At 53.5% G+C, this 7,534-nt stretch carries 7 protein-coding genes and 1 pseudogene; 4 read left to right on the top strand and 4 right to left on the bottom strand.

Annotated elements, in window-relative coordinates:
* Positions 1-309: 309 nt before the first annotated feature.
* The 3 genes and pseudogenes from Q1A20_RS25765 to Q1A20_RS25755 form a co-directional block, all read right to left on the bottom strand.
* Positions 310-726 carry a VOC family protein gene (locus Q1A20_RS25765; RefSeq protein WP_299409772.1) on the bottom strand — a complete coding sequence of 139 codons (417 nt, stop codon included), beginning with the start codon at positions 724-726 and terminating at the stop codon, positions 310-312.
* A gap of 253 nt (positions 727-979) precedes the next feature.
* Positions 980-1,611: pseudogene (locus Q1A20_RS25760) on the bottom strand (tyrosine-type recombinase/integrase).
* 260 nt (positions 1,612-1,871) lie between these two features.
* Positions 1,872-2,345 (bottom strand): SRPBCC family protein, encoded by a 474-nt coding sequence (locus Q1A20_RS25755; RefSeq protein ID WP_299409774.1) that lies wholly within the window; start codon positions 2,343-2,345, stop codon positions 1,872-1,874.
* A 94-nt stretch (positions 2,346-2,439) separates the two neighbouring features.
* Here Q1A20_RS25755 and Q1A20_RS25750 point away from each other — a divergent pair, with 94 nt between their 5' ends.
* Positions 2,440-4,113 carry a winged helix-turn-helix domain-containing protein gene (locus Q1A20_RS25750; RefSeq protein WP_299919621.1) on the top strand — a complete coding sequence of 558 codons (1,674 nt, stop codon included), beginning with the start codon at positions 2,440-2,442 and terminating at the stop codon, positions 4,111-4,113.
* A gap of 314 nt (positions 4,114-4,427) precedes the next feature.
* On the opposite strand, the gene Q1A20_RS25745 is transcribed toward Q1A20_RS25750, so the two are convergent.
* Positions 4,428-5,414: a LysR family transcriptional regulator gene (locus tag Q1A20_RS25745; RefSeq protein ID WP_299409779.1), complete on the bottom strand. Its 987-nt coding sequence runs from the start codon at positions 5,412-5,414 to the stop codon at positions 4,428-4,430.
* 155 nt (positions 5,415-5,569) lie between these two features.
* Between Q1A20_RS25745 and Q1A20_RS25740 the strand changes: the two genes are divergently transcribed.
* From Q1A20_RS25740 to Q1A20_RS25730, 3 genes are all read left to right on the top strand, one after another.
* The gene (locus Q1A20_RS25740) at positions 5,570-6,007 is read left to right on the top strand and encodes a hypothetical protein (protein WP_299919619.1); all 438 of its coding nucleotides are present in this window, start codon (positions 5,570-5,572) and stop codon (positions 6,005-6,007) included.
* Positions 6,008-6,207: 200 nt separating this feature from the next.
* The gene (locus Q1A20_RS25735; protein ID WP_299409784.1) at positions 6,208-6,423 is read left to right on the top strand and encodes a hypothetical protein; all 216 of its coding nucleotides are present in this window, start codon (positions 6,208-6,210) and stop codon (positions 6,421-6,423) included.
* Between the two features lie 225 nt (positions 6,424-6,648).
* A complete protein-coding gene (locus Q1A20_RS25730; RefSeq protein WP_299409787.1) occupies positions 6,649-7,206 on the top strand; it encodes a carboxymuconolactone decarboxylase family protein in 558 nt (185 codons plus the stop codon).
* Positions 7,207-7,534 lie beyond the last annotated feature (328 nt).

Genomic DNA, 7,534 nt, shown 5'->3' with positions numbered 1-7,534 from the left:
AAGACGCCATTCCGGAAGCGGTTTTGGCAAGTCTGATGTCCCAAGAACACTGCGCTGAGCGGGATTGAACGACCTGTGATTTCGATCTTCCTAAAGTTTCTCGCTCGCAGCGAATGAGCGCAAAGTGAGCTGCCAGCGCAGAATCATGGGCGCCGGCTGAATGCCTCTTTGGTGCCGTCCGTGAGGACGGCCCAACTCGACGTTGACGAGGCACTTTATCACAGGATTGCTGCGCTGCCTCCGGCGGCGGCAGCGAGCCCGGGAGTCACCAATGCTGCGAGCTGCACGAATGTCAGCAATCGTTTGGTTTCAATCGTCGCGTCCAGGTTCGTCTGGATTGTCGCAGAACAAAGCAACCTTGTTTCCGTGAGGATCGCGAAGATAACCAACGTAGAAATGAGACCCGTATGAAGTACGAAAGCTCGGCTGACCCTCGTCGGCCCCACCAGCAGCAAGGGCTGCCGCGTGAAGTTCGGGAACTTGGACTTGACTGCTTGCCTCAAAGGCCACCATGCAACCGTTGCCAGCCGATGTAGGACCGCCGTCGAAAGGGGATTTTACGTAGAAATCGGGCGAGGTCGGTTTTTGACTCGGTTGTGCCGGTGGGGTGTAACTCAAGTCTCCATGGTATTCTTCTAGGGCATATCCGAGGGTTGGCAAAAAGGCAGAGTAGAACCGTTCTGCGCTCACCACGTCATCTGCACCGACCGTGACATAGGCAATCATCTGACTTACTCCTCTATAAGAATTTTGAACCTCGGGTTCGGGAATAGGTCCTGATAGAACCATTGTCACCTGCTTTCAAAGCTGACCTTGGCGCAATCGCAGCGAAAGCTCACTTCATCCGCAGACTGAGAGTTTGATCATCCTCAGACTTTGCACGCGCAGCGAAAGTCCGGTCTGACGGGCCGCAAAGCAGCGACAGCACCTTGCGACTGATGGCGGCTTTGAACCGCCCGATGTCGAGCGGCCCAAGTAGTCAGATTTCGATGGCTTCGGCGATGGCCAGCGCATCTTCCAATTCGACTCCTAAACACTGGACGGTACTGTCCATCTTGATGTGGCCAAGTAGAAGCTGAACTCCTCTCAGATTATCTGTCTTCTTGTATATCTGTGTCACCTTCGTCCGGCGCATCGAATGCGTGCCATATGCGGTCGCCTCTAGACCAATGGCCGTAACCCACTCCCTGACAATCCGTGCATATTGCCGTGTCGAGATGTGAAGTGCTCGTGAAGTCGTCCGGGCCATAGATACTTGGACCCGACCATAAGTGGATCTTCCATCTAGCGTTCGGGTGACATCCTTGTGCCTTCCATGATTTTGAAACGAACTGGCTTATTGGTTTTGCTCTGAAGGACGGACGCTCGTTCTTTGATTTCACCGGATGCCATGACATCCACAACCTTCATTTTGACCAGATCACAACCGCGCATTTTACTGTCGATAGCCCATTTGAACAGGGCGAGGTCCCGATGGTTTTCGGCCAATTCAAGTCGAACCCGGATTGCCCAACCGTGCTTTGGTTTTAGCAGACGTTTCTGGCCGACGAGACGGCCCTTGTTCCAGGCCGGTCTGAGCGCACGAATGGCTGGTGAGTTTGGTATCTCCATGACTGATCTTCCGATCCGCCACGCCCTCCCGCGACGACAACCCGATGTTGACAGCAATGAATACCATGGAGTTCGAAAGATGCGGTGAAAAGCCCGCCGTCAGCCCAAAGCGAGCCTTCATTACCCAATAGTAAAGTGTGGCTATTCGTGCACTTTGAGGCCGCATCTGCTATTGCGTCGATCTTGGACTTCTGGAAGCTGCTAGGCGAACGAAAGTGGATTTCGTCCGCCTAACTTATTTGGTGTCCGCGCGTGCCATTTCAGCGAGACGCGAATGTGCCTTCTATTGCCGACAGACCGGCTTCGATCTCGTCGACGATGACTTGTTCCATTGTTGGGTCTTCGGATGAAAAGTTTGCAGACCAAGCGATCAATGATCCCTCCAATGGCTCAATCGAAAAGGTTGCCGTGAAGTTCTCAATCGGCAAGTAAGACGTTTTAGTCTTGTACGTATAAGACAAACCCGCTTCCTGAGCGATGCGCTTTTGGACGATTTCTTCTCCGGTATCCGTCATCAACACGCGGACCAGCGATCCTTCCACAATCTTCAGGGAGCACGCATTCACATTTGGGTGCCAGTCATCAATGTCGCAGAAATCGCCAATAAAATGCCAAGTCTCCGCTGCGGGCGATGGCAACTGAAGCGACCGCATTACCTTGTAGTCCGCGGACCATACAGCGGTGGCGCAGAACATACTGATAGCAGTGGTGGAGATTTTCACGACATTGGCCATGGTTTTTCCTTTCGTGTTTTTTTGAGGCCGGGATAAATCCCTTGCCCTAAGGTTTGACTTTTCGCAGACTCATTGAGGCATGGAGACTGGTGAAATGTCCGGAGAAAATCCTGAAAAAAATCTGAATTTGTCTGAGACTGTTCCCTTGGGTGACTTCGATTTTTCTTTGGAATCAAAGGAATTGCTCGATGCCTCGGGTCAGCCGATCCATTTGCGCCGACAGAGTTCAGAAGTTCTTGCTTACCTTGTGGGTCGACGTGGCGAGACCGTTTCCAAGTCTGAGTTTTTCGAGAATGTCTGGGCTAAAACGGTTGTCACCGACGATAGTCTTTCGCAATGCATTGCAGATATCAGGCGAGCACTGAAAGATGAGGGTCACAGAATTGTTCAAACCCGCCCCAAGAAGGGTTACCGCTTGACTCCAACGCCTCGCCGGAAAACAGCCGGGGCAGAGCCGGTGGCACCAAACATTGATCACAAGCGCATTCCAAGGTTTGCGTTGGCGGGTTTGATTGTAACTGTGATCTTTAGTTTTGGTGCCTTCTGGACTTTGAACTCGTCACTGCCAGAACTGCCGCTGCCTACAAAGCCATCCATTGCAGTTCTTGCTTTTGATGATCACAGCGTCGGTTCTGACGCCAACTATCTTAGTGACGCCATCGCAGAAGGGGTCATTGCCGATCTGTCCCGGTTTCCTGAACTGTTTGTCATTGCCCGCAATTCGAGTTTCAGCTTTCGCGATACGCCAACCAAAGTGTCAATGATTTCCAAGGCGCTCGGTGTTCGGTACTTGCTGGAGGGCAGTCAACAAAAGAGCGGCGAGCGGTTGCGCGTGACAATTCAATTGATCGATGCTGTCGAGGGACAAAGTCTCTGGTCACAAGTTTACAACAGCGATCTAAGTGACGTCTTCTCTGTTCAGGATGAGATTGTACGAAAGACCGTCGCGACGGTGGCGCAGAAAGTTATCAACTTCGAAGGCCAGAAGGCCATCGAATCCGACGAAGCAAAACTAACTGCCTTGCTTCTGAATTTGAAAGCTCGTCAGCATCTTTTTGACTTCACGCCGGAGGGCAATGAGAAGGCGCGACTGGCCAACCTTGCCGCGGTGGAGGCTGATCCCAGGCAACCCTATGGATATGTTGGGCTGACCTTTGTCCACATCAACAAGTATCGTTGGGGGTGGACGGATCAGGACCCCATCATGGAACTGAATGCAGCGCGAGAATATGCGCGCAATGCCGTCGAGGTTGCACCCGACTATTACGACGGACATTCGGCTATGGCATATCTCCATATTCAGGAGGGAAAACTGAATGAGTCGATTGCGCGTTACCAACAAGCTCTGTCGCTGAACCCGAACGATACCGGGGCGATGGCCTCGCTGGCGGAAGCGCTGACATACAGCAGTCGAGCAGAAGAGGCAGAAGACCTGATGCTGCGCGTTGTTCGCCTCGACCCGTTGCACCAGGATTGGATCAAATGGAACCTCGCATGGGTGCAATGGCATACGAAAAACTGCGACGAGGCGCTACAAACCATGAACGCCATGTCCGATATACCGCCAATGGCGTATCGTGTGTTAGCGATCATTCAGGTCTGCAGAGGCGATACACAAAAAGCCCAAGAGGCTGTCGGACACCTGCTTGAATTCGACCCGGAATACACAATTGCAGACGTTCGCCACAACTACGCGGGAAAGTACACAAATGCCTCGGACCTCGAACGCGTTTTAAACAACCTGATCGAGGCGGGTCTGCCAGAGTAATTCGGCGGCCGTGGTTGGAGACGCACAGGGTGGTTCAGGCACTCTGCGTACGCGCGCGCACCGACAAAGTCCTCCTGTGAAGGTAAGGCCTTGAGCCATTCCTTGTTCGCGACAACGTTGTCCGCTCTGTCCTCGGCGCAGCCACTCAAAAACCCAAAATGCTGCACTATGCTCGAACGTCGGCTTTTGGGGAAGCTGATTGGGTGAGATCCGACTGACGCGAATGTCTGGTAAGGGCCGTCTTCGATGATCAACTTTTAGTTCGCCTATTTGTGATAAAAACGCTCCCAAAATGGCCTGAAACCGAACAGTCCTTAGCCTGCAACTGTCCAACTTTGCCGCCTCAAACCTGTTTCGCGAATAGGATGCCGTTTGTCATAGTCCATTTTGGCTCCGGTGGATTGCCTCTGGCGCTCGCGAAAACGCTCGAAAAAGAACTCGGTAAATTTCCGCGTCGCTGCGGAGCGGTAGGGTGTCGGCGGGAAAACGGCGGAAATTTTTCCGGACGGCAACGCAAACCCAGGGAGCAGTTCAACAAGCTCCCCATTGCTGAGTGCGTCGACAACCATAAAATCAGGCATGTTTGCGATGCCACCACCGGCTTTGACAACTGACAACACAGCCTGTGTCGTATCTCCGGTTACAGATGGTTGAAATGTCATGTCCCGTATTCGGCCATTCTTATCCTTAAAGGTCAGTCTGGAGGGCGCTTTCAACGCCCTATTCTCAATGAAGGGAAGGCGCGCGAGCTCGTCCAGCGTTTGCGGCATCCCGAAAGTCTCGACAATTGGCGGCGCTGCAACCACAACCTGAGAAAATCCGGTCAGTTTCCGTGCTGTATTGGACGAGTCCTCTAGCCAGCCGACGCGAAACGCGATGTCAAACCGCGCTTCCACCGGGTCGAACCGCGTATCGCTCAGCGTCAGATCAATTTTGAGAGCAGGATAGAGTAAGCTGAACGCCGCGACCGCCGGCGCAACATAGCCAACGCCAAACTCAAGCGGGGCCGTCACACGGAGTTCTCCCGAAGGTTCATCTCGACCTTTCCGCACCAGATGAAACGCATCCCGGGCTTGCGCAACTGCGGCGCGCGCGGCCTCGTAGAAACCCTCGCCCGTCTCGGTCAAATTGAAATGTCGGGAGTTTCTGAGAACAAGCGTCGCTCCCAGGTCATCCTCCAAGAGTTGGAGCTGTTTGCTAACGACCGCCTTGGAGACCCGCAAACGCGCGGCTGCGGCCGTGATTGTGCCCTCCTCTGCAATCGCCACAAAGTAAGCAAGCCTGTTCAGGTTCTCTGACATATCCGTTTTTCTCTTTCGAAGGCACCTTAACGAGGACCATATCGGTTGTCATCTTTTGGTTGACAGAGATTACAGATGGTTTGCCTTTAGGTGACGACCGCAGGCGCCTAACTTCATTCCAACAGTTGAGACAGACTTAGGAAAAGGCCAACGCGATGTCCCGCCGATTTACCTACATTTACTATACCTATTGCGGTTGGTGTCGCGGCGCGCACCCCGTGGTCGCCGCTCTGATCGAAAGCGGTGCTGAGGTGGAGATGCTTCACGTACACCTCTTTCAAGGCGCAAACGCCCACCGGATGGCCGATGGCTTCGGAAAGGTGGCACTCGCACATGACACACGGGTTGCCGGGCTGTCCGGGCAGGATTTCGATCAGCGCTACATCGACCACGTAATTCAATCACCCACCGAAATTCTGGACTCAACCTTTAAGGCATGGGCGGCGGCATTGGAGCACGACCGTGGCGCACCAACTGAAATTGCGCTCGCGCACGACCTGCAAAACCAACGCTACATTGATGGCCTATCTGCGCAAAAACCGCTCGGCTGTAGAAGCTGCAGTCATGCGGCTAGGCGTTGCAGCAAAGCTTGAAGACGGGGCGACAGCCGCCGCGCAAACCACGGCATGGGCCAGGAAAACACTCGCAAGTCTCAATCTTGGCGGCGTCCCTCAACTGATTGTCGAAGAGAACGGACAGTGTCGCGTCCTTTCGATCGCTGATTTCTACAAATCCCCCACAGCTGTGACTACTTTGGCCAGCTGAGCCACGCACCCGTTCCGGAGAAAGTATCATGAAAAAAATCACAGACCTCTACGCCTCGTTTCGACGCCTGACTGTGCCGACCCAAATCTGGATGATGCTAGTTCTCGCGCCAGCCAATTTCCTGACGCTTGCAATCATAGATGGTCCGCTTGGACTGATTGTGCCGCTTCTGTCCATGCTCGGCTTCATACCCAACCTCGGTATTGCCTGGGTGCAGAACGGATTTTCCGCAGCCATGGCCTAGCCGCATCTTCTCTTCTGGTCGCCCCAGGTTTCGATCCTCAGCAACTATCTCATCCAGACACCTGCCAATGCGAGCTTCGCTTGCATCGCCTACGCAATCGTCTTTGTCGTGAACACAATCTCGCTGTTGTTCGACATCCGCGAGACCACAAAGTGGTTCGGCGGCCAGAAAGGCATCGCCTGACCCAATCCCTCCCCAACCACTTAGCAAATGGAGAACTCCCCAATGACCCGACTGACACGACACATCGTTGAGACCGCACCAGAAGCATCAAAAGACATGCTGGCTCAGACCGAAAAGACCTTTGGATTTACAACTGGCTTGTATCAAGTCATGGCTGGTGCGCCCCAACTGTTCAAAACATACGGTGCCATCCATCAGGCCTTCCAAAAAACCAGCTTCAACGCAAAAGAGCAGACTGTTGTCTGGCAGACCATCAATGTTGAACATGAATGCACCTACTGCATCCCAGCCCACACTGCGCTCGCAGGCATGATGAATGTCGATCCTGCCCTGAACGAGGCGCTGCGCAACGAGGAACCTTTGAATGACGCCAAGTTGGAAGCCCTGTGCACCTTCAAACTGGTTGTTGTTCGCAATCGCGGTCATGTTACCCAAGCTGACTTGGACGCATTCTATGCCGCCGGATATGGCGAGCAGCAGGTCCTTGAGGTCATCCTCGGCGTGGCGCAAAAGGTCCTGAGCAACTACACCAACCACATCGCTCAAACACCAGTGGATCCTGCATTCACTCAGTTTACGTGGACGCGCAGCGGCTCATAAGCTGCGTAAACAATTGTTGCGGCGAGCGGGGTATGAACCTACGTCTGCCGCAACGTAGATTGAACTTTGCAGAATAGCGCCCGACTAGCCTGATGCCATTCCATGCGTTCTAAATCCATGTAAAGAAACCAACTTTCACTCGACGGCTACTTTGTCCCGCAAGCCGTGAATCCAAACGTAGCCTGGTTTTGTTCTCGCAGCGAAAGTCCGGTCTGGCGGGCCGCACTGCAGCATATGAAAAAACGGCCAAGGTCCGCTTCTCTAATTGGGCGTTTGGGTCAAGCTCGTTTTCCTTCTTTGTTTGGGGCCGTTGTCGCTCATCCGGGTC

Origin of the sequence: uncultured Roseobacter sp. (assembly GCF_947501835.1) — a bacterium.
Lineage (GTDB): Bacteria > Pseudomonadota > Alphaproteobacteria > Rhodobacterales > Rhodobacteraceae > Roseobacter.
Note: the sequence above shows the minus strand (reverse complement) of the source record. Positions and strands in the feature narration are given on the sequence as shown.

Bases quoted from the DNA above. Each gene is read 5' to 3' on its own strand.
- Q1A20_RS25745 (WP_299409779.1), bottom strand. From the start codon at position 5,414: ATGTCAGAGAACCTGAACAGGCTTGCTTACTTTGTGGCGATTGCAGAG.
- Q1A20_RS25740 (WP_299919619.1), top strand. From the start codon at position 5,570: ATGTCCCGCCGATTTACCTACATTTACTATACCTATTGCGGTTGGTGT.
- Q1A20_RS25750 (WP_299919621.1), top strand. From the start codon at position 2,440: ATGTCCGGAGAAAATCCTGAAAAAAATCTGAATTTGTCTGAGACTGTT.
- Q1A20_RS25755 (WP_299409774.1), bottom strand. From the start codon at position 2,345: ATGGCCAATGTCGTGAAAATCTCCACCACTGCTATCAGTATGTTCTGC.
- Q1A20_RS25730 (WP_299409787.1), top strand. From the start codon at position 6,649: ATGACCCGACTGACACGACACATCGTTGAGACCGCACCAGAAGCATCA.
- Q1A20_RS25765 (WP_299409772.1), bottom strand. From the start codon at position 726: ATGATTGCCTATGTCACGGTCGGTGCAGATGACGTGGTGAGCGCAGAA.
- Q1A20_RS25735 (WP_299409784.1), top strand. From the start codon at position 6,208: ATGAAAAAAATCACAGACCTCTACGCCTCGTTTCGACGCCTGACTGTG.